Genomic DNA, 26,664 nt, shown 5'->3' with positions numbered 1-26,664 from the left:
CCTCGCACCGTACCAACCTCACTCAAGCCAATCGAAGGGCCTTGACTCACAAATCCCCATATGAGGGTGGGCAAAGGAGCGTAGCGACGTGCCCACCATCCACGGCGTGCGCGTGATGGTGGGCACGCTACGCTTTGCCCACCCTACGGCATCGCGATGTGCGGCTAGAACTTCAGCTCGGCCCCCGTCACCCGCCGATACGCTTCGAGATACCGCTTGCTGGTTGCATCCACCACGCTCATCGGCAACGGCGGCGCGGGCGCATCGCCGTTCCAGCGGCCGGCGCGGCGCTCGACGTCGAGATAGTCGCGCAGTGGCTGCTTGTCGAAACTGGGCTGCGGCTGGCCGGGCTTGTAAGCGTCGAGCGCCCAGAAGCGCGATGAGTCCGGCGTCATCACCTCGTCGATCAGGATGATGTTGCCATCCTTGTCACGGCCGAATTCGAATTTGGTGTCGGCGATGATGATGCCGCGGGCGCGGCTGGTTTTCTCGCCATAGCCATAGACGTCGCGCGCCATCTTCTCCAGCGTTGCGGCAACATCGGGACCTACGATCTCGCGCACGCGCTGAACCGTGATGTTCTCGTCATGGCCGGTCTCGGCCTTGGTCGCCGGGCTGAAGATTGCGGGGTCGAGCTTCTCGCTTTCGACGAGGCCCGCCTTCAGCTTCTCGCCGGCGAGCGTGCCATCAGTCGCATATTCCTTCCAGGCCGAGCCGGAGATGTAGCCGCGGATCACGCATTCGATCGGAAACACCGTGGTACGCTTGCACAGCATCGCGCGTCCCTGGATGTCGCCGCGATGGTTCTCCAGCGCGGGCACCTCGCTGATGATTTCGTCGGCATCGGCGCTGATCATGTGGTGCGGCACGGTGGCCTCGAGCTGGCGGAACCACCAGGCGCTGATTTGCGTGAGCACCGCGCCTTTCATCGGAATGGTTTCGGCCATCACCACGTCGAACGCCGAGATGCGGTCAGTGGTCAGCAGCAGCACGCGGTCCTCGCCGACGGCATAGATGTCGCGCACCTTGCCGCGGCCGATCCGGGGCAGGGGCAAATCGCTTGAGAGCATCGCGGTCATGGGCGTGGTCTTTCGAGGCGGCGCGGCCCGCGTGCCGGGCAGGCGGACCGCTGGAGGGATGAGCTTTCGGAGATAGCTTACTCCGGCAGCGGAATGAACTCATGTTCTTGGGGAACTGCAGCAAAACGCCCGGTTTTCCAATCCTGTTTGGCCTGTTCGATCCGCTCCTTGGAGGACGACACGAAATTCCACCAGATATGCCGCGGCCCTTCCAGCGCGTCTCCGCCCAGAAACATCATTCGCGTCGGCTTGGTCGTCCTCACGGTGATGCGATCGCCCGGCCGGAAGATCAGGAGCCGCGGAGCCTCGTAGCGCTCGTTTGCGATCTCGACCTCGCCCTCGACCAGATAGATCGCGCGCTCCTCATGGTCGGGGTCGAGCGGCACCGAGGTGCCGGCGTTCGCAGTCACCTCGGCATAGAACCAGGGCGAGACCATCTCGACCGGCGAGGTGATGCCGAACGACGAGCCGGCGATGATCCGCGCGGTGAAATCGCGCTCCGAGATCATCGGCAGATCGCCCGCGGCATAATGCTGGAATGACGGCGCGATCTCTTCCTTGCCCGCGGGCAGCGCGATCCAGCTCTGCAGGCCCAGCATCTTCTGGCCGTCGCGCCGCTGCACGTCGGGCGTCCGCTCGGAATGGGCGATGCCGCGGCCAGCGGTCATCAGGTTCATCGCGCCAGGCTGGATCTCCTGGATGTTGCCCTCGCTGTCGCGATGCATGATGCTGCCGTCGAATAGATAGGTGACAGTGGCCAGCCCGATATGCGGATGCGGCCGCACGTCCATGCCCTTGCCGGCGAGATATTGCACCGGGCCGAAATGATCGAAGAAGATGAAGGGCCCGACCATCTGCCGCTTGCCATGCGGCAGCGCGCGGCGCACGGCAAAGCCGTCGCCGAGATCGCGGGTGCGCGGCACGATGACGAGATCGAGTGCATCGCAGGATTTGGGATCGCCGAGTTCGGGATCGAGGTCGGGCATCCAGCTCATGGAAAACTCCTTCTTCTTTCTTGCCGCGATGGTAGCAGGATTTGATAGCCTCGTCGCCGGCATCGCGGGATGCGGCGCAACGCCGTTGCAGCGCAAATTTGGAAACAGGGGCAGGCCATGGTTTCTCCGATCAAGCCGGGCGCGAAGCTGTTGCAGGTCGACGGTCCGACCATTGAAACGCCGCGCCTGATCCTGCGGCCATGGCGCGTGTCCGACATTGCGCGCAACACGGCGATGCTCGGTGATCCCGAGGTTGCGCGCTTCATCACGCCGGATCGCAAGCCCGTGACATCAGAGCAGAACGGCTGGCGCAATGCCGCGATCATCTCCGGCCACTGGGCGCTGCACGGCTTCGGCATGTTTGCCGTCGAGGAGAAAGCGAGCGGTGATTACGTCGGCCGCGTCGGGCCGTGGTATCCGCCGGGCTGGCCGGGCTTCGAAGTCGGCTGGGCCATTACGCCGGACCGCTGGGGACGCGGCTATGCGGTTGAGGCGGCGCGCGGCGCGATCGACTGGGTGTTCGCTAATTTCACCGTCGACCGCATCGTCCATTGCATCGACGCCGCTAACGCGCCTTCTCAAGGCGTCGCGCGGCGGCTTGGCGCCGTGAATGAAGGACCGGGCCAGCTCAATGATCACGTCGTCGATATCTGGGTCACCGCGCGCGACCGTTGGACGCGCGATGGTTCTTGAAAAAAGCCGTTCGACGAACGATGTTCGGCGAACCGAAGCTTTGACCGATGACATCGCCCGATGACCCTTGCCGCCACCGAACTTGCCTTGCGCGCCGCGACTGTGGCGCTGCTGCTGGCGCTGGCGGCATCGCTGTTCACTGATTTTCGAAAGGTTCTGGCGGGAAAGCTCGCGGTCGCCTTTGCGCTCGGCTCGGCTGCGCATGCGGTAACCGCGTCGATCGGCACGACAGGGCCGATCTCGGCGTGGCATGCGCCGCTGATTGCATTCTCGACCGGCAATGTCGTGGTGTTCTGGCTGTTCACCCGTGCGCTGTTCGACGAGGCGTTTCGATTGCGCGGGTGGCATGGTGCGATCTGGGCCGCGGTCGCCAGCTACAGCTTTGTCAGCTGCATGTGGATCGCCCCCGCCGGCAACGCGCGAGCCGCGATCGTCGCGATCAATTTGCTTGCGCTCGCCTTCATCATCCTCGCGGTCGCGCAGACCATCACGTCATGGTCGTCCGATCTGGTCGAGCGTCGCCGCCGCGTTCGCGTCTTCATTGTCGCCGCCGCCGCACTCTATGGCGGCGCGAATGCGTTGCTGCAGATCAGTGCCGTCGGCAGCGGCACATCGGAGCTCGCCAACACGCTCAACGCGGCCGTGCTCGCCGCCGTCGTTGCTGCGATCACCTATGCGATGATGCGCGTCGAGGGTGCCGAACTGTTCCCGGCGCCGGTGGAAGCCGACGCGCCGATGAGTATCCAGCCCGCGGCGGACGACACGGCGGACCAGAAGCTGATCGACGCCCTGATGCGGCTGATGGCCGATGAGCGCATCTATCGCCAGGACAACATCACCATCGGCACGCTGGCGACCCGGCTGAGGATTCCCGAATACCGGCTCCGCCGCCTGATCAACCAGCGGCTCGGCTATCGCAACTTCAACGTCTTCCTCAACAACCACCGCATCGAGGAAGCCAAGGCGGCGTTGGCCGATCCCGCGCAGGCCGAGGTCCCCGTCATCACCATCGCCATGGACGCCGGCTTCCAGTCGCTGGGGCCGTTCAATCGCGCGTTCAAGGCGACGACAGGTGTGACCCCGACGGAGTACCGGAGGGCGAAGGCGAGCGCGGTCTAACTCTCTCGCCTTGTGCTCACATTTCGAGACCTTTGGAATCACTGAATAATTCCAGAATCGGCCAGCCCCTTTCAGTCTCCAACCACCCGATTTCCAAACTCGGCGAGCCTTCCCGCCACCCCTCCGGCTTGATCCGCCCACATACCCAAGCCGGAGGATCCCGTGACCCGTCGCAAGCTCATTCTCGTTCTAGCCGCCACGTCAGCGCTCAGCGCGATTGCCCTCACCGCCGCCCGCGCTCGCGACGTGCCCAAGGTCGCGACCGGCTTCATGGCCAATCTGCTGTGCACGGAGACTTTCGTGTCCGGCCTCGCCCCGGAACGGACTTTTGCCGAGACGAGGGACGCGATGCCGGGCGCCAGCTTGATCACCTGGGCGATGGACTATCAGGTCGACCGCGCGAAGAAGGACGTCACAGTGACGCTGTTCGGGCTCGGCCGTAGCCATGCCGTCTATCGCGAAGGGCTCGGCTGCTATCTCGATCACGGCGTGGCGCCGGCCGATCGCGCGCTATCTTCGATGACCCCGCAGGCTGGGCTGCTGCCCGAGATCGCCGGACCCAACGTCGTTGCGCCGCAGAGCCCGCAACTCGCAGCGGCGCTCGATCGCGCTTTCGCCGAGCCGGCGCAGCCGCCGTTCCGCCACACCCGCGCGATCGTCGTGATGAAGGACGGCCATGTCATCGCCGAGCGCTACGCCGACGGCATCGGCATCGACACGCCTCTGCTCGGCTTCTCCGCGACCAAGTCGGTGATCTCGGCGCTGATCGGCATCCTCGTCCGCAAGGGTGCCTTGAAGCTCGATCAGCCCGCGCCGATCGCCGCGTGGCAAAACCCCGATGATCCCAGGCACGGGATCACGGTCGATCACCTGCTGCGCCACACCTCAGGCCTTGCGCTCGGCAGCTCGCTGCAGGCCTCGCTCGGTTCTGCGTTCGAGCCGGTCAATCGCATGAAGTTCATGGAAGCTGATATGGCGGCTTATGCGGAAAGCATGCCACTGGAGAGCATACCCGGCCGTGCCTGGAATTATCAGGACGGCAATCTCGTCATCCTCTCGCACCTGATCCGCAACGCCGCCGGCGGCCACGCCGCCCGCGTGATGCGTTTTGCGCGGCAGGAGCTGTTCAGTCCGCTCGGCATGCGCAACGTCACGCTCGAATTCGACGCCGCCGGCACGCCGGAGGGATCGAGCCAGATGCTCGCCAGCGCGCGCGACTGGGCGCGTTTCGGCCAGCTCTATCTCGACGACGGCGTTGTCGGCGGCAGGCGGATCTTGCCCGAGGGGTGGGTGACCTATTCGGCATCACCGACGCCGAGCGGCTGGGTCGGCATCGGTGCCGGCTTCTGGACCAACCGTGGCGACAGCTTTGGCGCGAACTACCGCGTCGACCACGGCATGCCGCGCGACGCCTTCTTTGCCAAGGGCACGATCGGGCAGTACGTGGTGATCGTTCCGTCGGAGCGCCTCGTCATCGTGCGGCTTGGCCGCTCGCCGAACTGGCCGGCGGAAGCTGATGGTGTGTTTGATCTCGTGCACGACGTCGTCGCAGCGACGTCAGGCAAGGCCAAGCTCGCGGGCGGCAACTGAAGAATCGTAGGGCGGATTAGCGAAGTGTAATCCGCCATTCTTCGGGGCGGCATCGGTCGGCGGATTACGCCTGCGGCTAATCCGCCCTACGGCTTCGCTGGAACGACGAGCGCCGATCACAACTCCTGCTGCAGAATATGGGCCCCCCGCTTTCGCCAGGGCGACGGTCGGCTACTGCCGTCCCAACTGCGTCGCCTTCGCCACGCGGTCGAACCGCTCCAGCGTCAGGATCGCGTCCGCGAGCTGATCGGCGCGCTTGTTCAGCACCGGCCGCGCCAGTGTCAAAAACTTCTGCTGCATCGCTGCCGCATCGGGGAACGAGGTCGGCTCGCCGGAGGGATCAGCGTAGAGGCGTTCATGCACGCCGTCGTCGGTGGTGATGCTGACGCGGGCACCGAAGGGATGAGTGCGGCCGACCTCGAGGCGGTCGTCCTGCACCACGTCGAACTTGTCGGCGAGGGCGTCGATCGCTTTGTCGCCGAGCCGCTCGTAATCGTCCCAGCCGAAGCGGCCCTGGTCGAGCGCGATCGCGCCGGTGAAGAACATCGAGAACTGGCCGCCGACCACAGAGGTCGGATGGCGCTTGGTTGCAGCATCGCCGGTCAGGGTGATGCCGTTGCGGTGCAGGCCGATCTCGACCTTCCTGATCTGCTCCGGCGTCAGATTGTGCTCGCGCCGCATCGCGATCAGCGCGTCGATCGCAGCATGCGTATAGCGGCAGCTCGGATACGGCTTCACGCCGATCTTCATCGTCTCGTAGACGTTGCCGAGGCCCGACACGGCCTTGTCCGGATGCGCATCGTCGCTGTAACCGACGAGCAGGCCGTGCTTACCTTCGACGGATTCGGTCGAGCCGACGAAATCATTGCGCGCCAGGGTCGCGGCGATCACGCCGTTCATCGCGGCGGCGCCGACCTGGTAGCGCTTGTTCCAGGCGCCGTTGACCAAAAACTGCAGCGAGCCCGCGGCCTGGCTGCCGGAAACGCCGAAGGCCGAGATGATCTGCTCCTTCGTCAGGCCGAACAGCTTTCCGGCTGCGGCGGCCGCGCCATAGGTGCCGGCAGTCGCGGTCGGGTGGAAGCCACGGGCGTAATGCGAGGTCGGGTCGAGCGCGTTGCCGAGCCGGCAGCAGACCTCATAGCCGGCGACGATCGCGGTCAGCACGTCGCGGCCGGAGGCGCCGACCATCTCGCCGACGGCAAACGCGGCCGGCACCACCGGCGCACTCGGATGCAGCGAGGAATCGGCGTGGGTGTCGTCGAAGTCGAGGGAGTGGCCGAGCGCGCCGTTCAGGAGTGCTGCCACGGCCGGCGTCCAGGTCTTGCTGTCGCCGAACACGGTGGATTCGCCCTTGCCGTCCAGCGCCAGCGCTTCCAGCATCTTCATCAGCGAGGGCGTCGATTCCGCATCGCGCCGGGCACGGATCGTGCTGCCGAGGAAATCAAGCGTCAGCACCTTGGCGCGCTCCAGCACCTCCGGCGGAATGTCCTCGAATTTCAGGTCGGCGACATAGGCGGCCAGCGTTGCGGTTTCGTGGGCCATCGTGTTTCCTCATTTTTGCGGCGCAGGGTAGGCGGGTGCCTTTCGGCTTTCAAGCCGCCTTGCCGCCGCGGGCTTAGGCCTTGCTTGAAGTGACTTAACACAGCCTGATACGTCGATGTCGGAACGGGGTGCATGAAGGTCTTCGCAAAACGCATGTTCGGCACGGTCTGGGCACGCAAGACTCAGCTCGCGCTGGCGGTCCGGATCGCGACGTCGGGGGTCGCGGCCTATGCGATCGCGGTGGCCCTGCACCTCCTGCTGCCGCTCTGGGCGGTGCTGACCTCGCTGATCGTGACGCAAATGAGCGTCGGGCGCTCGCTCAAGGCCACCCGCGACTACATGCTCGGCACCATCGGCGGTGCGATCTATGGTGGGGCGATCGCGGTGTTCATCCCGCATTCCGGCGAGGGCAGTCTCCTAGCTCTCCTGGTGCTCGCCATCGTTCCGCTGGCCTTCATCGCCTCGCTGAACCCGAGCCTCAATTCGGCGACGGTGACGGCGGTCATCGTGCTGCTGCTGCCGACCATGCACCAGTCCAATCCGCTGGATTCGGCGATCGACCGCGTCTTCGAGGTCACCGTCGGCGCGCTGACCGGACTGGCGGTCTCGTTCCTTGTGCTGCCGTCACGCGCGGTCAGCCAGATCCGGGTCAATGCAGGAACGCTGCTGGAGCTGCTCGCCGCGGCATTCGCCGAGCTGCTGGCCGGCCTGACGCGCGGTCTCGACAACGACGCGCTGCACCGGATCCAGGACGGTATCGGCACTGCCATGACAAGCCTGCACGCGACGGGCCTTGAGGCCGAGCGCGAGCGGTCGGTGCATCTGTCGTCGGGCCCGGATACCGGTCCCTTGCTGCGAACCATCCAGCGCTTGCGCCATGACGTGGTGATGATCGGCCGCGCCTGCGTGGTGCCGTTGCCATCAGACATTCAGGTGCGCTTGGCCCGACCATTGGCAGACGTCAGCGCCGCGATCGTCGCCTACATGTCATCGGTCGCGATCTCCTTGCGTGCGGGCAGCGGCGCCGTCGACATCGCGCCGGTCGACGCGGCGCTGGAGGCCTATAGCGAGGAGGTCGCCGCGGTGCGCAGGGACGGTTTGATCCGCGGCCTGCCGGTCGATGCCGCCGAGCGGTTTTACGCGCTGGGTTTCTCGCTGGCGCAGATGCGGCAGAATCTCAGCGACCTCAACCGCTGCCATGGCGACTGGTGTGGCAGCGAATCCATGGAGGTCACGACTGCCAGGAGCTAGTCGATATAGACGCCGAGGAAACTCAGCATCGATGTATCGCGCGTCTCGATCCCCGCCATCAGCTCCTTCAACGCCGCATCGAAGCTCGTGGTGGGATGCTCAAGCTCCCATGCGCCGTCATGGTCCCACTGAAAGCACCAGCCGAACTTGTCGCCGGGCTCGAGATGGATCAGCAGGCAGCGGCTTTCCTGCGCAGGCTCGGCGACGGGCACGAGATGGTGCAGCGAGACGCCATACTGGCTGCGGAAATAGGGCACGACCTCGGAGAGATCGGTGTCAGTCATGGTGATGAAGTCGAACAGGTTCTTGCGTTGCCTGTCGAGGTTGGAAGCGCGGTAGAAGCACAATTCGCCGGAATGCTCGGGCAGGCGAACTTGCAGCTCGGTCTGGCCGTAGGCCATCAGGAATTTGCGATAGTCCCGCGGCAGGGTCATGCCGAGGTCGTTCTCGGCAGCTTGCACGTCGTCGGTGCTGTCAGGCTTCTTCGTCGCCCAGCGCCAGCCCTTGTCGGATTTCGGCTTCGCCTTCCGTCGCGCCACATATTCCGCATAGGCCGGCAGCGCCATGATGTCTTCGTAGCCGCCATGCATGTGCCAGCTGTAAGCGAGATCGAACGCCTCCTCCTGCCGGTCAGGGAAATGCAGGCAGAGGATGGTGGCGCGTTGCACGCCGCGGTCCTGGGTGGGGGCGATCTTCCAGGCCTGGTCGATTGCATCCAGCGCCGCCGCCGGATCATCGGCGCGCAGTTGCGCCCAGCTCAACGCTTCGCAGTTGCGTGCTTCCAGGTCGGTCTCGCGGATCGACCAGCAATAATGCGACGTCTTCGACACGCGGCGCGCCGCAAAAGTCTTGCGGGCCTGTTCGGCGAAGTGGATGGTCTGGGTGTTGTCGGTGTCGGCTGCGTAGCCGTGATGCGCGGCGAGCCAGAGATAGAGCGGCTCGTGCTCGGCCGGCGTGCCCTTCAGCGCGGCGAGATGGCGCGCCTGCTCGTCCAGCGGTGCGCTCAAGGCCGTCAGCATCAGATCGTCAAGGCCCTTCTGCCAGTCGAGCTTGGCCCGCGGGTCGGGCAACAGGTTGCGTAGCGTGTAATCGGTATGCGCAGTCTCGAAATAGCCGGCAGCAACCGTCTCGGCCACGAGGCGCCGATAGGTCGCGACGGCGTCCTCGATGCTTGGATATTCCTCGCGCAGGAAATCGTCCTTCTCCGGCGCGCCCTCGGTCTGCATGTGGATGCCGATGATCATCGGATTGCCGCCCGGGATCAGCAGCAGCTCGCGATCGTCGTCACCAGGCGGGCGGTGGAAGAACTTTGCGAGATACATGAGGCCTCCGGACGCGAGCGACTGATAGAGCCAGTGCTGGCACCGGCCGTCACGTCTCAGTCGCATGCTCGGAGAAACCGGTTCACGGCGCCGGAGCGATCAGCGCCGTTGCAGGCCGCTGCCGCGACCGGAGGGGCGACGTCCTCATTCAGCGGCCAATCTGCTCGCGAGCAGGCGGAAACGCAAGACGAGCAGCAGCGCATAGACGGCAGTGCCGAGCGACAGGCCGATCCAGACGCCGACCGCGCCGAGCGAGGTCCAGAAGCCGAGGATGCAGGCGGAGACGAAGCCGACCAGCCAGTAGCTGATGGTCGCGAACAATAGCGGGATGCGCGTGTCGTTCATGCCGCGCAGCGCGCCGGCCGTGATGGTCTGCACGCCGTCGGCGACGAAGAAGGTCGCGCCGACCATCAGCAGCATCGCGGTCAGTTGCGCCGTCGCATCGGTGGCTTCACCGAGGAAGATTTCCGCGATCTGGAACCGCGCCAGGATCACGGCCAGCGTCATCGCGCTCATGAAGGCGCCGCCGAGCCACATCGCGACATAGCCTGCGCGTCGCACGTCATCCGCATCGCGGCGGCCGACCGCCTGTCCGACCCGCACGGTTGCGGCCATGCTGATGCCGAGCGGCACCATGAACAGGATCGCCGCGATCTGCAGCGCGATCTGGTGGGCGGCCAGTGCCGTCGTGCTGATCAATCCCATCAGCAGGCCGGCGGCGCCGAACAGGCCATATTCGAGCAGCAGGGCCATCGAGATCGGTGTGCCGACCGCGATGAGCTTGCCCATCAGTGACCAGTCGATGCGCCAGATCCGGCCGAACACGTGATATTTGCGGAACGGCCGGCGGCGCGCGGTGAACCAGACGCCGGCGAGGAAAGTGCCGAGATTGACGATCGTGGTCGCAAGGCCCGCGCCGAACAGGCCGAGCGCGGGCGCGCCCCATTTGCCGTAGAGCAGCAGATAGACCAGCAGCGCATTGGCCGGGATCGCGGCAAGCGTGATCCACAGTACCGGCTCGGGCCGGTTCACCGCGCTCATGAAGCCGCGGATGGCGATGAACCACAGCGCCGGAAGGATGCCCCAGGCCAGGCCGAACAGATATTGCTGCGCCTGATGAGCGGCCGCCGGCGCCTGTCCGAGCGCGATCAGGATGGTCTCGCCATGGAAGGGCAGCGCCATCATCGGCAGTGCCACCAGCAGCGCAGCCCACAACCCGACGCGCAGTGCACGCCGCACCATGCGCGGATCGCGGGCGCCGAACGCCTGTGCGGCCAGCGGCGAGACCGCCGAGACCAGGCCCATGCCGACCGTGAAGCTGACGAAAAACACCGTGTGCGCCAGCGCGGCGGCAGCCACGGTCTCGCTGCCGAGCCGACCGACAAAGGCGAGGTCGGTCGTCATCATCGCGATCTGGCCGAGTTGCGTCAGGGCAAGCGGCACCGAGAGCTTGAGCGTTTCCGCAAGCTCCGTGGTGACGGGATTGCCGGGGACTGCGACAGACGCGCGCAGCGCGCTCGCGACCGGCTCGATCTTGTCGAGGGACGTCATGGAGCAACGCTTAGCACGGCAAGCGGGCCAAAAGCATGGCCGCGCCATCACAAAGCGTTTTCAAGCGAAGTGGACGCCGGTTCGCGTGAAGAAAACGCGTCAAAACAAGAATCTAGATCACGATCGCGCTGGCACCCGCTTGATCTTGGCGCCGAGCGCGTTCAGCCGTTCGTCGATGCGCTCATAGCCGCGCTCGATCTGGTCGGCATTGTTGATGGTCGAGGTGCCCTCGGCGCAGACCGCGGCAAGCAGCATCGCCATGCCGGCGCGGATGTCGGGCGAGATCATCGAGGCGCCATGCATGCGGCTCGGGCCTGCGACAATCGCGCGATGCGGGTCGCACAGCACGATGCGCGCGCCCATCGAGATCAGCTTGTCGACGAAGAACATCCGCGACTCGAACATCTTCTCGTGCATCAGGATGATGCCGTCGCACTGGGTCGCGGTGACGATCGCGATCGACATCAGATCGGCCGGGAAGGCCGGCCAGGGCTGGTCCTCCAGCTTCGGCACGTGGCCGCCGAAATCGTCCTGGATCTTCATGGTCTGGTTGGAGGGCACGACGAGATCGTCGCCCTCGACGCCGCAGACGATGCCGAGCCGTTCAAAGCCCATCCGGATCGAGCGCAGATGCTCGACGCCGGCCTTGGCGATCCGCAGCGGCGAGCGCGTCACCGCGGCAAGCCCGATCAGCGAGCCGACCTCGATATGATCGGGGCCGATCGCAAACGTTGCGCTGCCGAGCGTCGCCGGGCCGTGCACGATGATGGTGTTGGTGCCGATGCCCTCGATCTTGGCGCCGAGCGCGACCAGGAAGTGGGCGAGGTCCTGAACATGCGGCTCGGAGGCCGCGTTGCGCAAATAGGTGGTGCCGCGGGCGGCGACGGCTGCGACCAGCGCGTTCTCGGTCGCGGTGACGCTGGGTTCGTCGAGGAAGACGTCGGCGCCCTTCAGCCGCGAGGCGCGGAATTCGAGGCGGTGTGTCGCCGTGACCGTGGCGCCGAGCTGCTCGAAGGCGAGGAAATGCGTGTCCAGCCGCCGGCGGCCGATCACGTCGCCGCCGGGCGGCGGCAGCGCCACTTCGCCGCAGCGGGCGAGCAGGGGACCGGCGAGCAGGATCGAGGCGCGGATCCGCGCGCACAGATCCGGATCGAGATCGGCAGCACGGATTTCCTTGGCGTGGATCAGGAGCGTGTTGCGCTCGGTCCATTCGGCGGCAGCGCCGACCGAGCGGCACAGCTCCACCAGCGTCTCGGTGTCGCGAATTCGCGGCACGTTGGTGAGCGTCACCGGATGTTCGGTGAGCAGCGCTGCGGCGATGATCGGCAGCGCGGCGTTCTTGTTGCCGGCGGGCGTGATGGTGCCGGCGAGCCGGCGGCCGCCTTCTACGATGTACTGGATCGGCGCCACGCGGAAAAAGGCCCCCTGCCGGACTTGGATGTCGAAGGTCTAGATGTCGAAGGTCTGGATATCGAACGCCTAGATGTCGAACGGCTAAATGTCGATCGTCGCGCTGAGCGAGTGTTCCTGGATAAAGTCGCGGCGCGGTTCTACCACGTCGCCCATCAGTTTGGTGAAGATATCGTCGGCCTCGTCGACCTCCTTGACCTTCACCTGCAGCAGCGAGCGGGCCTCGGTGTCCAGCGTGGTCTCCCACAGCTGCTCCGGATTCATCTCGCCGAGACCTTTGTAGCGCTGCAGCGTGACGCCCTTGCGCGCGGTGCCGGTCACGGCTTCGAACAGGTCGATCGGGCCGTGGATATTGCTCTCGCTGTCCTTGCGGCGCAGCTTGCCGGTCCGCGCATAGACGTCCTGCAGCTTCTTCGCATATTCGTCGAGCTTGCGTGCGTCGGCGGAGCCGAGGAAGGCGTCGTCGATGATGGCGACATCCTTGACGCCGCGGACGGTGCGCTCGAACTGGAAGCCGAGGCCCTCGGTGAAGGTGCCGATCCAGCCGCGCTCGACCTCATCCTCCAGCGAGTCCAGCCGCTTGGCGATGTAGTCGGCGGCGGCTGTGGCGGTTTCGATACTGCCGGTGATGCCCGAGTTGAGCACGCCGGCGATCGCGGCCTGCTCGATCACCTTGCGGTTATAGCGGCTGTGCAGATTGCGCAGCACGGCGCGGATGACACGGGCATCCTCAACCAGCGACAGCAGGTCGCGGCCGGCGCGTTCATCGCCGGAAGCCGGCTTGAACACGCATTCGTCGAGGCCGGTCGAGATCAGATAGTCTTCCAGCGCGCGCTCGTCCTTCAGGTACTGCTCGGACTTGCCGCGCGACACCTTATAGAGCGGCGGCTGGGCGATGTAGAGATAGCCGCCATCGATGATCTCGCGCATCTGGCGATAGAAGAAGGTCAAGAGCAGCGTGCGGATGTGGGCGCCGTCGACGTCGGCGTCCGTCATCACGATGATCTTGTGATAGCGCAGCTTCTCGACGGAGAAATCGTCGCTGATGCCGGTGCCGAGCGCGGTGATCAGCGTGCCGATCTGCTCGCTTGACAGCATCTTGTCGGGGCGGACGCGTTCGACATTGAGGATCTTGCCGCGCAGCGGCAGCACCGCCTGGAATTCGCGGTTGCGGCCCTGCTTGGCGCTGCCGCCTGCCGAGTCACCCTCGACGATGAACAGTTCGGACTTGGCCGGATCCTTCTCCTGGCAATCGGCGAGCTTGCCGGGCAGCGAGGAGACGCTGAGCGGATTCTTGCGCGTGAGCTCGCGTGCCTTGCGCGCGGCTTCGCGGGCGGCCGCGGCCTGGATCACCTTGCCGACGATCACCTTGGCCTCGGTCGGATGCTCCTCGAACCAGGCCTGGAGCGCCTCGTTCAGCACGTTCTCGACCACGGGACGCACTTCCGAGGACACCAGCTTGTCCTTGGTCTGCGACGAGAATTTCGGGTCGGGCACCTTCACCGACAGCACGGCGGTCAGGCCTTCGCGGCAGTCGTCGCCGGTCAGCGTGATCTTTTCCTTCTTCGCATTGGCCTCGGCATAGCCGTTGACCTGGCGCGTCAGCGCGCCGCGGAAGCCGGCCAGATGGGTGCCGCCGTCACGCTGCGGGATGTTGTTGGTGAAGCAGAGCACGTTCTCGTGGTAGCTGTCGTTCCACCACAGAGCGGCCTCGACGGCGATGCCGTTGGCCTCCGAGCGCACCATGATGGTCGCCGGCACGATCGGCTTCTTGTTGCGGTCGAGATATTTGACGAACTCCTCGACGCCGCCGGAATAGTACATCTCCTCGCGCTTCTCGACCGCGTGGCGCATGTCTGACAGCACGATGTGGACGCCGGAATTGAGAAACGCGAGCTCACGCAGGCGATGCTCCAGGGTCGCGAAATCATATTCGATGTTCTTGAAGGTCTCGGCGGACGCGTGGAACGTCACCTCGGTGCCGCGCTTGCCCGGGGTGTCTCCCACGACCTTTAGCGGCGCGACGGCGTCGCCATGAGCGAACTCGATGTAGTGCTCCTTGTCGTCGCGCCAGATGCGCAGCTGGAGCTTGGAGGACAGCGCGTTGACGACGGAGACGCCGACGCCGTGCAGACCGCCGGACACCTTGTAGGAGTTCTGGTCGAACTTACCGCCGGCGTGCAACTGGGTCATGATGACCTCGGCCGCCGAGACGCCTTCGCCCTTGTGGATGTCGACCGGAATGCCGCGGCCGTCATCGTACACGGTGACCGAACTGTCGGCGTTGAGGGTGACCAGGACGCGGCTCGCATGCCCGGCCAGCGCCTCATCGATCGCGTTGTCGACGACCTCGTAGACCATGTGATGCAGGCCCGAGCCGTCGTCGGTGTCGCCGATATACATGCCGGGCCGCTTGCGCACGGCGTCGAGGCCCTTCAGCACCCGGATCGATTCCGCGCTGTACTCAACGGGAATGGGCTGCTGAGTTTCGGCAGGTGTCTGCCGGGCAGGTTCTGTCATGTGAGGCCTTCGAGGGATGTCCCAAATCAGCGGCGCAATACGAGGCGCTGATTACGTTATTTGTGCCATGAAAGAGGTGTTGCGCATAGCGCAATCTCTCTGTCTACAAGCTGTTGAATAAATGGGATTTTTTGGCCCTTTTTCAAGGCCCTCGAAGGCCGATTCGAAGCCCCGTGAAAACCACGATTCGGCAGCCGATTCCGGCACCATTGCGGGGCGATTCTTTGCCGCTGATTCAGGCAGGGCAGACGGAGCTCCACGGCCCCCTGGAAGGCCGTGGAGCGGTGCTGTCAGTACATCTGCAGCGGCAGCACGTCGCCGCCGGGGCCGATCATCACGCCCCAGGTATCTCCGGCAGCGATCTCGATCTCGTTGTTGCGCGCGGGCCCGCCTGCGATCCTGAGAGCGTACTGGTACTTGCCCGGAGGCAGGTCGATCATCGGAGGCCTGGGCGATTGCGGTCCACCGGCGCCGGCCGCGATCCTGATCGTCTGCTTGTTGATTGAAACCGTGGCTTCGCTCTTGCCAATGTTGCCGAACATCAGCTTGGACTGGCCCGGCTTCGGCACGACGTCGGCCTTGGCGGCCGCCGCCGGATATTTTTGCGCGAGATTGACCGATGTCTCGCCGTTCTTGCGGCCGAGCTTCAGCGTGGCTGGCCCTTCCGGCGAAGTGAACGCCAAGTGCACTCGCTCGGATTTGACGATGGCGGCTTCGGCCGTCTCCTGCCAGCCGCGCTTGCCGAGCTCGCTGCGATAGAAGGCGAGGACCGTGTTGAGGTCGGCGGGAATGCTGGCCTCGAGTTCCCGGCGGAACGGCGCATCGCTCCCGGGCATCTTTCCGGTTCCGATCGAGGTCATGCTGCGCTGTTTCGGCACCGGCAACGCGGAATCAGGATCGGCGTCGAGCGTTTCGGCGACGGCCTTGCTTGACGATTCGCTTGACGCCTTGCCGCCGGCCGGGGTGGCGTTTGCCACCACGAGCGCCGATCCATCGGCGCTGACGCGGACCTTTGGTCCCATCTGCATGGCGGTCAGCGACAGCGCCTTGCCGCCTTTGGAAAACGCCATCACGGCCATATTGGGCTGGTTGATGATCGAAGGCTTCTCCTTCCATCCCTGCGATGTCAGGGAGCCGCGGTAAAACGCGGCGACGGCCTTCACGCTGGAGGCGGAGTTGAATTCGAGCCTGCCGTCGGCGCCGTCGAACTTCACATCCACTGCGTTCTCCGGCAGAGGCACCGGCGTCGTGCCGTCGGCAAGCGCACGCAACGGCGCATCGGATAGATTGGCAGCCTGCGCCGCGCGCCGCGCCTCGTCGGCGGCGATGACTTGCTTTGCCATCGCAGCGGCGTCCGTCATGAACTTCGCGTCGGCTTCCTTCTTCGCCCTGGCGCGCGCCGCCAGCGCCGCTTCCTTCACCTGCGTGGCGAGGCTGACCATGGTCAGGTCGTATCGGCGGCCGAGCTTCAGCGTTGCGGTCTGTTCGGGCGAGGAGAAATTCAGCGTGACGTTATCCGGCGCCACGAGTGCGCCGCCCGTCTCTTCCATCCAGTTGCGGCTGGCAAGCTCGCGGCGATAGAAGGCGAGCGTTGCGGCCATTTCGCCGATCACGGCGACCTCGGTCTGGCGACGATCGGAATCGGAGCCGCCGATGCTCTTCGCGGTCTTGCTCGGCTTCGGGCGCGGCAGGCCGGCCATCTCGGAATCGGCCTCGAGCGCCTGCAGCGCGAATGGCGCGACCCGAATTTCGACGCCGGTCTTGCCGTCGCTGCGGCGCTGCAGGGTCAGCATGACCGGGCGCTGCCGATAGAAGCCGTCGCCATCGGCGTGGCCAAAATAGGCGCGGACGCCGTTCTCGACCGTTTCGTTGAGCTCTGCGTTGGGCCAGCGCGCCGCTGCATCGCCAGCGGTCAGCGGCTTCCAGCCGATCGCAGTCATTTCGGTGCGGAAGAAATCAAGCGTCGCTTCGAGCGCGAGCGGCGCGATGCAGCCGAGATAGGGCCGGTGCTGGTCGAAGACGATATCGGTGGCCTCGGGCGGGAACGGCACATTCGCCGTGATCCGCTCGGGGACATAGTTCACCACGGACTGATCGGGCCGGCCGAGCCCTTGCGTGAAGGAGACGTGCAGGCCCTGCTGGGCCTTCTTGAAGGTGAGCGAGCTGCTCTTCTCGTCGAGCGGTCGGAGGAATTGCACCCAGCCGTCGGCGGCGAGGAGCTTCCTGGTCGCGGCCGAGGTCTGGGCGACGACGGTCGGAACGGTGTAGTTCAGACTGTACTGCTGGTTGCGGGACGGGTCTTCGACGGCACCTTCGAGTCGCGGCAGCGTACGAACGTCGACGATGCCGCTGTCGGCCCTGGCCGCGAGCGGCGCGGCGGCGGCGATCAGCAAGATCAGTGGCAGCAGGCGTTTTCCGGCCGGGACGATCCCGCGCGCGATCTCAGGCATTCTCGTCTCCGGTATTTGCTGGTGCGCGGGGCGCGCGACCGCAACAGTCGCGGCATCGCCGGCGCAGCTCCGAAAACTAGTCGCGCCAGCACGGGAGCAGGTTCAAAGCGGCTGCTACGGGCGTCAGCCGCGGCGCGTGGCGCGGCCGGATTCGACGTCGAAAATCTCGCCGGTCGGGCCGATGTCGGCGAAGGCTGCGGGATCGGCGCCGGTCATCCAGACCTGCGCGCCGAGCTTTGCCAGTTCGTCGAACAGCGCCTTGCGCCGGCCGGGATCGAGATGGGCGACGACCTCATCCAGCAGCAGCAGCGGCACGATGCCGGTCATCTCCGCAACCAGCGTCGCGTGCGCCAGCACGAGCCCGATCAGCAGCGCCTTCTGCTCGCCGGTCGAGGCATCGCGGGCCGGCATGTTCTTGGGCGCATAGACCACGTGCAGGTCGGTGAGATGCGGGCCGTCGAGCGTGCGGCCGGCCGCGGCATCGCGGGGACGGCCGGCGCGCAGGATCTCGCGATAGCGGTCTTCCACCGCCGTGGCAGGCTCGTTCAGCAGCGCGTTCTCCATCCAGCCGTCGAGCGCGATCTCGGCGGAGGGAAACGGCGAGGCCGCGCCGCGTTCGCGCAGCATCACGGCAAGCCGCGCCGCCGTCTGGCCGCGCGATGCGGCGACGGCGACCGCGAGCTCGGCGGTCTCGCGCTCGATCGCGTCGCACCAGTGGTCGTCATAGTTGCGCACTTCGAGCAGGCGATTGCGCGAGCGCAGCGACCGGTCCAGCGCCGAGACGCGGCTGGAATGGTCGGAGTCGATCGCCAGCACCAGGCGATCGAAAAAGCGCCGCCGCTCCGAGGCCGCGCCCATGAACAACCCGTCCATCGCCGGCGTCAGCCACACCATGCGCAGGTGATCGCCGAATGCGGTTGCGGAGCCGACCGGCTCGCGGTCGATGCGGCAGCGCCGGCCGGTCGCACCGGCGTCGCCATTCGGCGCATCGATGCCGGTGCCGAGTGTGGCGAGCCCGAGCGCGCCCTCGACCTCGGCTGACACCGCCCAGGAGCCGTCGCCCTGATTGTCGGCGACATCCTCCAACGTGGCCCGCCGCAGGCCGCGGCCCGGCGACAGGAACGAGATCGCCTCCAGGCAATTGGTCTTGCCGGCCCCGTTCGGTCCCACCAGTGCCACCACATCCCCGCGCGCCGACAGCGTCGCCGTCCGGTAATTCCGGAAATGCGTCAACGACAGGCGATGAATGCGGGACGGGGTCATTGTTCGCGGATCGGCCTTCCTTACCCTCTCCCCCTGTGGGAGAGGGTGGCGCCTCACGAAGTGAGGCGACGGGTGAGGGGTATCTCACAGCTCGGCAAGCTTTGCGAGAATGTCCTCCAATACGGATTCAGGCGTCCTCAGAACGTCATTGTTCCAGTACCGCAAGACGTGAAAGCCTTCAGCAGCAAGGGCGGCGGATCTGGCAGCGTCGCGCTCTGATGCTTCATGTTGGCTTCCATCAATCTCGATGACGAGGCGTTTCTCGAAGCATGCGAAGTCGAGGATGTAGCTCTGAAACGGCACCTGTCTGCGAAACTTTAGATGTGACAAGCGCCGGTCACGGAGCAAAAGCCACATCTTCGATTCGGCGTCCGTCGGTTCGCGGCGCATCTTCTTTGCGAAGCCGCGGAGACGCTCGTCAGTCTTTCGATGGCTCGGAGGCTGCGGCACGAACCCCTCACCCGGCGCCTTCGGCGCCACCCTCTCCCACAAGGGGAGAGGGTGCAGTTGCGCTCGACGAGAGAATCACACCCGCATCGGCATCAGCACGTAGAGGGCGCCCTTGTTGTCCTTGTCCTGCACCAGCGTCGGCGAGCCGGGGTCGGCGAGCTTCAGCACGGCGACCTCGCCCTCGATCTGGGCGGCGATGTCGAGCAGGTAGCGCGAGTTGAAGCCGATATCGAGCGCGTCGGCGGCGTATTCGACCTCGAGCTCTTCGGTGGCGCTGCCGGAGTCGGGGTTGGTGACCGAGAGCACCAGCTTGCCGGCGGAGAGCGCGAGCTTCACGGCGCGGCCGCGCTCAGAGGAGATGGTGGAGACGCGGTCGACGGCGGCTTCAAAATCCTTTTTGTCGACCACCAGTTCCTTGTCGTTGTTCTGCGGAATGACGCGGCCGTAGTCGGGGAAGGTGCCGTCGATCAGCTTCGAGGTCAGCACGACATTGCCGAGCGTGAAGCGGATCTTGCCCTGCGACAGCTCGATCGCGATCTCGGCCTCGCCGTCCTCGATCAGCCGCTGCACCTCGCCGACGGTCTTGCGCGGCACGATCACGCCGGGCATGCCGGTGGCGCCCTTCGGCAGCACGAGGTCAATTTGCGCCAGGCGGTGTCCGTCGGTAGCGACGCCGCGCAGCGTCGCGGCCTTGGCGGTGCCGGCGGCGTGCAGATAGATGCCATTGAGATAATAGCGGGTCTCTTCGGTCGAGATCGCAAACTGCGTGCGGTCGATCAGGCGCTTGATGTCGGACGCCGGCAGCGCGAACGAATGCGTCATGTCGCCGGCGGCGAGATCCGGAAAATCGCTCTCCGGCAGCGTCTGCAGCGTGAATCGGGAACGGCCGGCCTTGACCGCCAGCACCGAGCGGTCGCCGTCCGCCTCCAGCACGATCTGCGAGCCATCGGGCAGCTTGCGCACGATGTCGTAGAACATATGCGCCGGCACGGTGGTCGAGCCGGCGGTTCCGGTTTCCGCAGCCAGCGTCTCCGTCACCTCGAGGTCGAGGTCGGTCGCCTTCAGCGACAATTTGGCGCCCTCGGCGCGGATCAGCACGTTGCCGAGAATCGGGATGGTGTTGCGGCGTTCCACGACACGGTGAACGTGGCCCAGCGATTTCAGGAGTTGCGCGCGCTCGACGGTGACCTTCATTGCAATACCCGCCAGATCCCTCAGATGAAAAAAGCCGGGCAGCCGGTCATGACAGCGCCGCGGCATGGAAACCCGGAAAGCCGGATCAAAACCGATTTGATCAAACCCCCGAGGGGACCGCAAGGTGGCGCGGATGGGCCGCCGGTGCAAGCGAAACGCGGCCGTTCCCCAACGTTTTCGGCGACAAAAACAGACGCCCTCCCTCTTGCAAAAGAGGGAGGGCGATCAAGGAGGTGAGGCCTTTATTCCTGCAGCTGGCGCTTCAGCGATTCGACCTCTTCGGACAGCGCGGTGTCCTTGGCGACCAATGCCTCTATCTTGCGCACGGCGTGCAACACCGTGGTGTGGTCACGGCCGCCGAACCGCCGGCCGATCTCGGGCAACGAGCGCAAGGTGAGCGTCTTGGCCAGGTACATCGCGACCTGGCGCGGGCGCACCACATTGGCGGTCCGGCGCGACGACAGCAGGTCGGAGCGGCTGACATTATATTGTCGCGCCACCACGCGCTGGATGTCCTCGATCTTGATCCGCTTCGGTTCCTGCGGACGGATCAGGTCGCGCACCTCGCGCTCGGCCATCTCCAGGGTCACCGGCTGATTGTTCAGCTTGGAGTGGGCGAGCAGGCGGTTGATCGCGCCTTCGAGGTCGCGGCCGTTATGGGTGATGGTGCGGGCGAGATAGTCCAGCACTTCCTCCGGTACGTCGAAGCTCGCGTGATGGACGCGGGCCGCGGCGACGCGCGACTTCAGGATGCCGAGTCGCAGCTCCTCGCCGAGCGAGGCCATCTCGACGACGAGGCCGCCGGCGAGCCGCGAGCGCACGCGATCGTCGAGGCTCTCGAGATCGGACGGCGGACGGTCGGCCGCGATCACGACCTGGCGGCCGGCATCGATCAGCGCGTTCAGCGTATGGCAGAACTCGGCCTGGGTCGACTTGCCCTGCAGGAACTGCAGGTCGTCGATCACGAGCACGTCGATGCCGCGCAGCGCTTCCTTGAAGGCGAGCGCCGTCTGCGTCTTCAGCGCGGCGACGAAGCCGTACATGAATTTTTCCGCGGTGAGATACAGCACCTTGCGCTCGCTGCCGGAATTGCCGGCCCAGGTCACCGCCTGCAGCAGATGGGTTTTGCCCAAGCCGACGCCGGCGTGGATATAGAGCGGGTTGAACATCACGGGATCGCCGCGCCGGCCTTCCGCGACCTGACGCGCAGCTGCATGCGCCAGCGTGTTGGAGCGGCCGACCACGAAGCTTGCAAAGGTGAGGCGCGGATCGAGCGGCGAGCCGCCGAGCGCGTCATGATTGGCCGAGACCGGCGCGGTCGCGAACGAGCGCAGCTCCGCGGGGCGGCCTTCGCTGCGCATGACCGGGCGCGCTTCGATCGGCGCGGCCACTTCCTTCACGGGTGCCGCGGCGCGGATCGCGGAGCGGACGGTGAGGTCGATGCGATGCACTTCCGGCATCTCGGCCTGCCAGCAGGACAGCACGCGATCGGTGTAATGCGCCTGGATCCAGCTCTTCAGGAACCGGGTCGGAACCGACAGATGCACGCTCTCGTCATGCACGCTCTCCAGATCCATTCGCGCAAACCAGCTGGTGTAGACGTCCTCGCCGACGGTCGTGCGCAACCTGCTCTTTACCCGCGACCAGCGATCCTGTTCCGTATTCGTCATTGTCTCGCACTTCTTCCAAAGAGGATAATTGATTGGCCCCAAAATGCGCCGCGCATGTGTCGTGCGACGACGCGACCTCAAGCGGACATTTGCTGCTCCGGACACACCTCTCCCGTTCGGCGACAACGCCGCGGTCAGGTCAGCGGTTCGGAGAAGAAATGTTCCGCGAGGTCAGCGCGTACTCGACGTACTCAGGCTGGGAATGGAGCTGGAGACCGAGGAGCTGGTTACGGCACCGTGGGAGTTCTGCAGGCCAACTGTGATGGCATCGATTGCAGTGGTGTGTCCGTAAAGCATAGTACCTCCCCCATCGCCGCGAGCGATCGCGACGAGTCATCCGCTCGCAAGTGTTTTCGAATTTGGTCTGCCGCAACCAGTCACCGAAGTGGCCGGCGTGGCGCCGCCGCGTTTCTGTCAGTCCTCGTCAACCCTGTTCGTCTGCTCCGCTCCCGGCTCTGCCAGATGCCGATGGTTGTCCGTGATCTCTCTTGTTCGAGGCATCCGGAAACCGGGTGCTTCGCCGGAGAAATTTTGGCACAGTTCAACCGTCCTCATATTGCTATGAGTTGTGGATCTAGCTTCGCTTGGAGAGCGTCGCTAACGCGCACACCGCCGCCGATTTGCACGTCCGCCCTTGGGTCTCAAACCGCGCTGATCTGGAGAGCCGTGGGCGTCGCGAACGAGAAGAACAATTACACCAAGCGCATGTCCTGACAATCCGTGGATTCGACGGGGACGCAGACTCTTCGCGACTGTTGCGAGACGGCAAAACCGAATCCGCGACATCAAGTTTTTGAATCAGCGCACAGATTCACGCGTGTCATAAACGACGGTGCAATACCAAAAAATTTTCATAAATTTTTTACGTTTGCCGTCGCGCAGATCGATTTTCCAATCGCTCGATCACGCTATGTGCATAAGTAATTCGCGAAGCGTCGTTTTTCACGATTACTTTTGCAGGGTAACTCCCACACGGCATTCCGAGCTTTGTGCTCGGCAGTTTTCTTCGCGCATGCAGCGCAAATTCGATCTTCGAGACGTTGCGCGCGTTGATTTCGTCCAGCGCGTGCGCTTCGAAGTCCGACGAACGTTGCATCCCTGTAGAACTACGGGGCACGCGAAATATGACACGCTTGTCGGTGTTCAGCAAAGGGACACATTGCACCCGTCGGAACTATTCCACCGGGAAAAACACGCGCGACGATGTGCAAAGGGACGCGAAAACAAAAAGCCCGGCGTGAGCCGGGCTTGATGACGAATTATTTTTCCAGTCAGCGCTATCGCGCAGCGACGCGCTTTCGCGCGTGCCTTACTTCGCGAGCTTGGCGATCTGAGCCGACAGACGCGACACCTTCCGGCTCGCGTTGTTCTTGTGAATGATGTTCCGCTGCGCGGCCTTCATCAGTTCCGGCTCCGCGCGGACCATCGCCTTCAGCGCCGCTTCGCGATCGCCGCTCTTGATCGCTTCCTCGACGGTGCGAACCGCGCCGCGCATCTGGGTGCGACGCGACTTGTTGACGATGGTGCGGCGGGCAATCTTGCGGGTCGCCTTCTTGGCGGAAGTGGTATTGGCCATGTTCTCAACTGTCCTTCGGCGGTGGTCGCTCGGTGGTCGGGCTCGAGCGCGCCGGCCGGTTCAAATCGTGATCTCGACTGCGGTATTGGTACTATTGTCTCGGTGGAGTTGGTGTTCCTGAGGAGGCCAAGCCAGGGAGCAAACCCCCATAGGCGGCACTGTCCAAAAGAACAGCGGCGGCAGGATTGCGCCCGCCGCCATCGGCCGGTCTTATAGAGGGCAGAGGGTAAACCGTCAAACGCTTTCGAACGCCAAAATGGGCAGGAAATGCGGTCTTTATGGGGGTGGTAACGCCCTGAAGTGGTTGAATTTCCGGGGCGCCCCCGGTAAGGCCTGACGGCCCGGCCAAGGGCGCGATGATTTGGGTGACGCATGATCCGCGGCTTTTTCCGATTGATCGGCCTTCTGCTGCTGGCCGGCGGATTCGTCTTCATGGTCTATGACGGTGCCCGCTATGTCGCCGACCAGAACCTGCGCTTCACCCGGCTCGGCCAGTTCTGGAACGACATCCACCAGTCCAGCCAGGCCGCCTTCCGCGTCTGGGTCGAGGGGCACTCGCCCTGGCTCTGGAACAGCGTGATCAAGCTGCTCCTGGATCAGCCGGTCTTCGCGGTGCTCGGCATCGCCGGTATCGTGCTGATGCTGCTGTTCCGGCCGCGCAAGCCCCTGATCGGCTACGCCCGCGACTGAAGCGGTCGAAGGCAGCGGCCGCGCCCCCGGGGTAACGGGGCTGCCATCATCTGCGTAAAGACCTATATAGAGACAGCCGGCCCGCTGGCCGTTGCTACGTCGGCCGATCTCCTGCCTGGAGGCTCATCCATGTTGTTCATGCGCAAGACCACCGCGTTGCCGTCGGCTGCTGAAGCGCTGCCGGGTCGCGCCACGCCAATCCCGACCGCGACCACCCATTTCGTTAACGGTAGCAAGTTGCAGCCGCCCTATCCGCAAGGACTCGAGCAGGCGGTATTCGGTCTCGGCTGCTTCTGGGGTGCGGAGCGCAAGTTCTGGGAGCTCGGTGACGGCATCACTACGACCGCGGTCGGCTATGCCGGTGGCCATACGCCGAACCCGACCTACGAAGAAACCTGCTCCGGCCGCACCGGCCACACCGAGGTGGTGCTGGTCGTGTTCGATCCGAAGAAAATCACCTACGAGAAGCTCCTGAAGACGTTCTGGGAGAATCACAACCCGACGCAGGGCATGCGCCAGGGCAACGACATCGGCACGCAGTACCGCTCGGCGATCTACACCTTTAGCGATGCGCAAGCCAAAGCAGCCGAGGCGTCGAAGGCGATGTATCAGAAGGCGCTGGCCGCCAAGGGCCTCGGCGCCATCACCACCGAGATCGCGCCATCAGGCGCGTTCTACTTCGCCGAGGACTATCACCAGCAGTACCTCGCCAAGAATCCGGCAGGCTATTGCGGGCTCGGCGGCACCGGCGTGTCCTGCCCGATCGGCGTCGGCGTGACGGCCTGATCTTCTTCACCTCGCCCCGCTTGCGGGGAGAGGTCGAAATTCGCGCAGCGAATTTCGGGTGAGGGGGACTCACCGCGAGTCCTCTTGTCACCGTTGTCGCGGAAGCAGCCCCCAACCCTCTCCCCGCGAAGAGCGGGGCGAGGGGGCTTTCCCGCCAAACACCATTTGTTAACCATAACGGGTGCAAGACTAGGGCGGTCTCGTTTTTCAGGGATGGCCCCCAGTGCCGGTTGCGCGCGCGTTACGATTGCCGATCACCGCCATCATCACGGCGCTCGCGCTGTCGGGATGCATGCGCACGGCCGGTCCCGTCGCGGTTGCCCAGCCGCAAGCCGATCTCGATTCCATGGCTTACGGTCAGACCTACACCGCGCCCGTCGTCCCCGTTGCCGACAACAGCGGCGGTGGCGCCATCAGCGCGATGCGCTCGGCCTTCGCGTCATCACCTCGCGGCTACCCCGCACCCGCTTATGTCGCGCCGGCGCCGGGCCCGGTCGTCTACGCCGCGCCGGTCGAGCCGGTCCGCTATGATGGCGGCTATCACCTCGATGCCGGCGACAAGCTGCGTGTCGTGGTCTACGGCCAGGAAGGCCTTACCAACACCTACGCGATCGACGCCGCCGGTTCGATCACCATGCCGTTGATCGGCAGCGTTCCCGCGCGCGGCCGCACGCCGGCCGGGCTCGCAGGCGAGATCGCGGCGAAACTGCGCAACGGCTTCATCCGCGATCCCTCGGTGGCGGTCGAGATCGAATCCTACCGTCCGTTCTTCATCCTCGGCGAGGTCGCCGCACCCGGACAATATCCGTATGTGCCGAACATGACGGTCGAGAGCGCGGTCGCGATTGCCGGCGGCTTCTCCCCGCGGGCGCGGCGCGACAGCGTGACGCTGACCCATACCGATGCGTCGGGCTCCGGCCGTTTCGTGGTGCCGCTGGGCACGCCGATCAGCCCGGGCGACACCGTGCAGGTCGGCGAGCGCTGGTTCTGATCGCGTCGTTTTCCTCTCGCAGCTACCGCCTGAAGTCGAGCCGTCCTTCCGGGAAGCAGCCGTCGATGCGCGTGGCATCGACGATGAGTCCGATCCATGGCCGCGTGATGCCGGGATCGGTCAGGTTGATGTATTTTCCGACCAGCCGATTGGTGCCCTCGCGTGCGGCATCGATCAGCCCGTGCCGCCGGCCGCCGTCCCAATCAAAACGCAGATAGACTCGATCGCCGACGACGCGGATCTCGGCGCGGCCCTGCTTCCATTTGTCCGGCGCATCACCCGGAATGGTCGGATCGGCGCCGCCGTTCCAGCGGCTGGCCCACGCGCCGTCCAGATTTGCCGCCTCGGGAATCGGCGCCCATGCTGCGGCGTTGCCGTCGCCGCCGTCGCCTGACAACGTCGCACGCTCGGCATAGTGCATCACGTCATGGTCGTCAGGTTCGGGAACGTCGATGGTTCCGAACGGATTGCGGATCTTGAGTGCGGTGTTGTTTGGCATGGCGATGTCCCGGCGTGAGTTGA

The 26,664-nt window shown here is 65.1% G+C and carries 21 protein-coding genes; 7 read left to right on the top strand and 14 right to left on the bottom strand.

Features of this window, described 5'->3' with window-relative positions; translation table 11 throughout:
* Positions 1 to 164 precede the first annotated feature (164 nt).
* Positions 165 to 1,079 carry a phosphoribosylaminoimidazolesuccinocarboxamide synthase gene (locus tag JQ604_RS33745; protein ID WP_212365041.1) on the bottom strand — a complete coding sequence of 305 codons (915 nt, stop codon included), beginning with the start codon at positions 1,077 to 1,079 and terminating at the stop codon, positions 165 to 167.
* Between the two features lie 77 nt (positions 1,080 to 1,156).
* Positions 1,157 to 2,074 carry a pirin family protein gene (locus JQ604_RS33740; RefSeq protein WP_212365040.1) on the bottom strand — a complete coding sequence of 306 codons (918 nt, stop codon included), beginning with the start codon at positions 2,072 to 2,074 and terminating at the stop codon, positions 1,157 to 1,159.
* 117 nt (positions 2,075 to 2,191) lie between these two features.
* Here JQ604_RS33740 and JQ604_RS33735 point away from each other — a divergent pair, with 117 nt between their 5' ends.
* The 3 genes from JQ604_RS33735 (at position 2,192) to JQ604_RS33725 (ending at position 5,476) form a co-directional block, all read left to right on the top strand.
* The gene (locus tag JQ604_RS33735) at positions 2,192 to 2,767 is read left to right on the top strand and encodes a GNAT family N-acetyltransferase (protein WP_212365039.1); all 576 of its coding nucleotides are present in this window, start codon (positions 2,192 to 2,194) and stop codon (positions 2,765 to 2,767) included.
* A gap of 60 nt (positions 2,768 to 2,827) precedes the next feature.
* Positions 2,828 to 3,886, top strand: coding sequence for a helix-turn-helix domain-containing protein (locus JQ604_RS33730; RefSeq protein ID WP_212365038.1), 1,059 nt, complete (start codon positions 2,828 to 2,830; stop codon positions 3,884 to 3,886).
* 162 nt (positions 3,887 to 4,048) lie between these two features.
* Positions 4,049 to 5,476, top strand: a complete 1,428-nt coding sequence (locus JQ604_RS33725; RefSeq protein ID WP_212365037.1) for a serine hydrolase domain-containing protein — start codon at positions 4,049 to 4,051, stop codon at positions 5,474 to 5,476.
* 171 nt (positions 5,477 to 5,647) lie between these two features.
* Here the strand turns inward: JQ604_RS33725 and JQ604_RS33720 are convergent, their stop codons facing one another.
* Positions 5,648 to 7,018: an MmgE/PrpD family protein gene (locus JQ604_RS33720; protein WP_212365036.1), complete on the bottom strand. Its 1,371-nt coding sequence runs from the start codon at positions 7,016 to 7,018 to the stop codon at positions 5,648 to 5,650.
* A gap of 132 nt (positions 7,019 to 7,150) precedes the next feature.
* Between JQ604_RS33720 and JQ604_RS33715 the strand changes: the two genes are divergently transcribed.
* Entirely contained in the window at positions 7,151 to 8,269 is a 1,119-nt protein-coding gene (locus JQ604_RS33715; protein ID WP_212365035.1) for an FUSC family protein, read from the top strand.
* Here JQ604_RS33715 and JQ604_RS33710 read toward each other — a convergent pair.
* The 10 genes from JQ604_RS33710 to rpsT all read right to left on the bottom strand — a co-directional run bounded on the left by JQ604_RS33710 (position 8,266) and on the right by rpsT (position 23,675).
* Complete coding sequence (locus tag JQ604_RS33710; protein WP_212365034.1) at positions 8,266 to 9,591, bottom strand: SMI1/KNR4 family protein; 1,326 nt, start codon at positions 9,589 to 9,591, stop codon at positions 8,266 to 8,268. The two genes, JQ604_RS33715 and JQ604_RS33710, sit on opposite strands and share 4 nt — an antisense overlap.
* A gap of 144 nt (positions 9,592 to 9,735) precedes the next feature.
* Positions 9,736 to 11,142, bottom strand: coding sequence for an MATE family efflux transporter (locus JQ604_RS33705; protein WP_212365033.1), 1,407 nt, complete (start codon positions 11,140 to 11,142; stop codon positions 9,736 to 9,738).
* Positions 11,143 to 11,259: 117 nt separating this feature from the next.
* On the bottom strand, positions 11,260 to 12,552 hold the full coding sequence (gene murA, locus JQ604_RS33700; protein WP_212365032.1) for a UDP-N-acetylglucosamine 1-carboxyvinyltransferase: 1,293 nt from the start codon (positions 12,550 to 12,552) through the stop codon (positions 11,260 to 11,262).
* 84 nt (positions 12,553 to 12,636) lie between these two features.
* On the bottom strand, positions 12,637 to 15,072 hold the full coding sequence (gyrB, locus tag JQ604_RS33695; RefSeq protein ID WP_212365031.1) for a DNA topoisomerase (ATP-hydrolyzing) subunit B: 2,436 nt from the start codon (positions 15,070 to 15,072) through the stop codon (positions 12,637 to 12,639).
* A 290-nt stretch (positions 15,073 to 15,362) separates the two neighbouring features.
* Entirely contained in the window at positions 15,363 to 17,522 is a 2,160-nt protein-coding gene (locus JQ604_RS33690) for a hypothetical protein (RefSeq protein ID WP_212365030.1), read from the bottom strand.
* Positions 17,523 to 17,645: 123 nt separating this feature from the next.
* Complete coding sequence (gene recF / locus JQ604_RS33685; protein WP_212365029.1) at positions 17,646 to 18,785, bottom strand: DNA replication/repair protein RecF; 1,140 nt, start codon at positions 18,783 to 18,785, stop codon at positions 17,646 to 17,648.
* An 84-nt stretch (positions 18,786 to 18,869) separates the two neighbouring features.
* The gene (locus tag JQ604_RS33680) at positions 18,870 to 19,235 is read right to left on the bottom strand and encodes an endonuclease domain-containing protein (RefSeq protein WP_212365046.1); all 366 of its coding nucleotides are present in this window, start codon (positions 19,233 to 19,235) and stop codon (positions 18,870 to 18,872) included.
* A gap of 75 nt (positions 19,236 to 19,310) precedes the next feature.
* Entirely contained in the window at positions 19,311 to 20,429 is a 1,119-nt protein-coding gene (gene dnaN, locus JQ604_RS33675; protein WP_212365028.1) for a DNA polymerase III subunit beta, read from the bottom strand.
* A 242-nt stretch (positions 20,430 to 20,671) separates the two neighbouring features.
* Complete coding sequence (gene dnaA / locus JQ604_RS33670; protein ID WP_212365027.1) at positions 20,672 to 22,099, bottom strand: chromosomal replication initiator protein DnaA; 1,428 nt, start codon at positions 22,097 to 22,099, stop codon at positions 20,672 to 20,674.
* Positions 22,100 to 23,408: 1,309 nt separating this feature from the next.
* Complete coding sequence (gene rpsT / locus JQ604_RS33665; protein WP_212365026.1) at positions 23,409 to 23,675, bottom strand: 30S ribosomal protein S20; 267 nt, start codon at positions 23,673 to 23,675, stop codon at positions 23,409 to 23,411.
* Positions 23,676 to 24,047: 372 nt separating this feature from the next.
* Here rpsT and JQ604_RS33660 point away from each other — a divergent pair, with 372 nt between their 5' ends.
* From JQ604_RS33660 to JQ604_RS33650, 3 genes are all read left to right on the top strand, one after another.
* Positions 24,048 to 24,365 carry a hypothetical protein gene (locus JQ604_RS33660; protein ID WP_212365025.1) on the top strand — a complete coding sequence of 106 codons (318 nt, stop codon included), beginning with the start codon at positions 24,048 to 24,050 and terminating at the stop codon, positions 24,363 to 24,365.
* 129 nt (positions 24,366 to 24,494) lie between these two features.
* Positions 24,495 to 25,151 (top strand): peptide-methionine (S)-S-oxide reductase MsrA, encoded by a 657-nt coding sequence (gene msrA / locus JQ604_RS33655; RefSeq protein WP_212365024.1) that lies wholly within the window; start codon positions 24,495 to 24,497, stop codon positions 25,149 to 25,151.
* Between the two features lie 223 nt (positions 25,152 to 25,374).
* Entirely contained in the window at positions 25,375 to 26,142 is a 768-nt protein-coding gene (locus JQ604_RS33650) for a polysaccharide biosynthesis/export family protein (protein ID WP_349631175.1), read from the top strand.
* Between the two features lie 22 nt (positions 26,143 to 26,164).
* Here JQ604_RS33650 and JQ604_RS33645 read toward each other — a convergent pair whose 3' ends face one another.
* Positions 26,165 to 26,641: a hypothetical protein gene (locus JQ604_RS33645; protein WP_212365023.1), complete on the bottom strand. Its 477-nt coding sequence runs from the start codon at positions 26,639 to 26,641 to the stop codon at positions 26,165 to 26,167.
* Positions 26,642 to 26,664: the final 23 nt, after the last annotated feature.

This window comes from Bradyrhizobium jicamae (assembly GCF_018130695.1).
GTDB lineage: Bacteria > Pseudomonadota > Alphaproteobacteria > Rhizobiales > Xanthobacteraceae > Bradyrhizobium > Bradyrhizobium jicamae_B.
Note: the sequence above shows the minus strand (reverse complement) of the source record. Positions and strands in the feature narration are given on the sequence as shown.

Bases quoted from the DNA above. Each gene is read 5' to 3' on its own strand.
- JQ604_RS33745 (WP_212365041.1), bottom strand. From the start codon at position 1,079: ATGACCGCGATGCTCTCAAGCGATTTGCCCCTGCCCCGGATCGGCCGC.
- JQ604_RS33740 (WP_212365040.1), bottom strand. From the start codon at position 2,074: ATGAGCTGGATGCCCGACCTCGATCCCGAACTCGGCGATCCCAAATCC.
- JQ604_RS33735 (WP_212365039.1), top strand. From the start codon at position 2,192: ATGGTTTCTCCGATCAAGCCGGGCGCGAAGCTGTTGCAGGTCGACGGT.
- JQ604_RS33730 (WP_212365038.1), top strand. From the start codon at position 2,828: ATGACCCTTGCCGCCACCGAACTTGCCTTGCGCGCCGCGACTGTGGCG.
- JQ604_RS33720 (WP_212365036.1), bottom strand. From the start codon at position 7,018: ATGGCCCACGAAACCGCAACGCTGGCCGCCTATGTCGCCGACCTGAAA.
- JQ604_RS33715 (WP_212365035.1), top strand. From the start codon at position 7,151: ATGAAGGTCTTCGCAAAACGCATGTTCGGCACGGTCTGGGCACGCAAG.
- JQ604_RS33710 (WP_212365034.1), bottom strand. From the start codon at position 9,591: ATGTATCTCGCAAAGTTCTTCCACCGCCCGCCTGGTGACGACGATCGC.
- JQ604_RS33705 (WP_212365033.1), bottom strand. From the start codon at position 11,142: ATGACGTCCCTCGACAAGATCGAGCCGGTCGCGAGCGCGCTGCGCGCG.
- gyrB (WP_212365031.1), bottom strand. From the start codon at position 15,072: ATGACAGAACCTGCCCGGCAGACACCTGCCGAAACTCAGCAGCCCATT.
- JQ604_RS33690 (WP_212365030.1), bottom strand. From the start codon at position 17,522: ATGCCTGAGATCGCGCGCGGGATCGTCCCGGCCGGAAAACGCCTGCTG.
- recF (WP_212365029.1), bottom strand. From the start codon at position 18,785: ATGACCCCGTCCCGCATTCATCGCCTGTCGTTGACGCATTTCCGGAAT.
- dnaN (WP_212365028.1), bottom strand. From the start codon at position 20,429: ATGAAGGTCACCGTCGAGCGCGCGCAACTCCTGAAATCGCTGGGCCAC.
- dnaA (WP_212365027.1), bottom strand. From the start codon at position 22,099: ATGACGAATACGGAACAGGATCGCTGGTCGCGGGTAAAGAGCAGGTTG.
- rpsT (WP_212365026.1), bottom strand. From the start codon at position 23,675: ATGGCCAATACCACTTCCGCCAAGAAGGCGACCCGCAAGATTGCCCGC.
- JQ604_RS33660 (WP_212365025.1), top strand. From the start codon at position 24,048: ATGATCCGCGGCTTTTTCCGATTGATCGGCCTTCTGCTGCTGGCCGGC.
- msrA (WP_212365024.1), top strand. From the start codon at position 24,495: ATGTTGTTCATGCGCAAGACCACCGCGTTGCCGTCGGCTGCTGAAGCG.
- JQ604_RS33645 (WP_212365023.1), bottom strand. From the start codon at position 26,641: ATGCCAAACAACACCGCACTCAAGATCCGCAATCCGTTCGGAACCATC.